We start from the raw sequence: 1,235 nt of genomic DNA, 5'->3' as shown, positions 1-1,235 counted from the left end.
GCAAATCTGAGAGCAAAACCCGCTTTGATTTGACATGGGCCACCTCTGGGAATTGCCACGCGAGATCCTGACGCAATCGGTTAATGATCGGAGATTGCACCCGGTTCAGATGACACAGCCGCAGCACTAGCCGCCTGATTTGCACGATCGCCTCAGTGCGATCGGACACAAACCGCCGTGGTGAGTCGCAATAGTCCCAGTAGTAGCAGGCCAGGGCCAGAGAGTCGGCATCGTCATCTTTATCGGGCAATCCGAGATGGCCCGCACGATAACCCCGAAGTTCCTTATGCCCCACCAGCACCACCCGCACACCGGCACGGGCGAGCTGAGTTCCCCACAGTTTTGAATAGTTCACTCCCGTGGGTTCCATGACGGCCACATCGGCCCCCAGGTCGATTAAGGCCCTGATGCCGGCCGCGTTGGCAGGCAAACTTAGGAATTTTGCATCGTAATAAAATTGTCGAGGTTCAGCCGGTCTAGAGTCTGTGACGCAAGCGGTGACCGAGGACTTACTTACGTCAAGGCCAACAATTCTCATGGCATGATTGGGTGTTAATTTATCCCACGCGCCGAGCCTATGAATCACCCAAAAGCCAGGGACTATGCCCAGCTCAATTCCCTCTTGAGGCATTTACCGGCTTTTGGTTATGGGCCGGTTGCGTGGGTTAAACCGTCAATTGATCGCGCCGAGCCTATGAACGCTTAAGAGCGCGAAAGCTCGATTCTTCCTTCAAGCCCTAAGCGCGATCGCCAGACGGTTGGAGCAGGTTTGGACGCTGCCCCAAGCTTGCCCGGTGAGTCAGACCGAGCAAGATTGGGGCATGTCTAAAACTCAAGTTCGTCTAGAATGCCGTCCTCAAGATCCACTGGTTCCGAATACTGGCCTACTCCCCAAAGCTCCTGGAACCAGTCGGGTAGAGCGGTATGCAAATCTTGCATCACTTCCACCGCCAGGTTTTTCCCCTCGCACCGTTCCTTGAGCGCATGGAACAAGCCCACGGCCATCGTGCCGCTGAGGTTCAGGGTGTCCCCATCGGCCCAAATGATGGTCAGCTCGCCAGTTTTTGCTTCAGCATGGATCTGCCGGATCCAGTCGAGATTCAAAAAGCGATCGCCAATCCAAATGAACGCACTCATGAAACGGTGACCTCCGGTATTTCAACTGGAAACAGCATGATCGTCTGAATAACCCCGTTGACCTCAGTTTGGATGTAGTCGATCTCAGCAACGGGCAC

Annotated in this window: 2 protein-coding genes; both read right to left on the bottom strand. The window is 54.7% G+C overall.

The features are described 5' to 3' along the window. Window positions 1–538 (bottom strand): IS110 family transposase (locus VPK24_RS11180; protein ID WP_393013266.1); only part of this gene is annotated, 538 nt, incomplete at its 3' end. A 287-nt stretch (window positions 539–825) separates the two neighbouring features. Then, the gene (locus VPK24_RS11175) at window positions 826–1,137 is read right to left on the bottom strand and encodes a hypothetical protein (RefSeq protein WP_393013263.1); all 312 of its coding nucleotides are present in this window, start codon (window positions 1,135–1,137) and stop codon (window positions 826–828) included. Window positions 1,138–1,235: the final 98 nt, after the last annotated feature.

The sequence above is a fragment of the Limnothrix redekei LRLZ20PSL1 genome, assembly GCF_043235035.1.
In the GTDB taxonomy this organism is placed as follows: Bacteria; Cyanobacteriota; Cyanobacteriia; order CACIAM-69d; family CACIAM-69d; genus CACIAM-69d.
The sequence above is the reverse complement of the archived record's forward strand: the minus strand, read 5'-3'. Positions and strand labels throughout refer to the sequence as shown.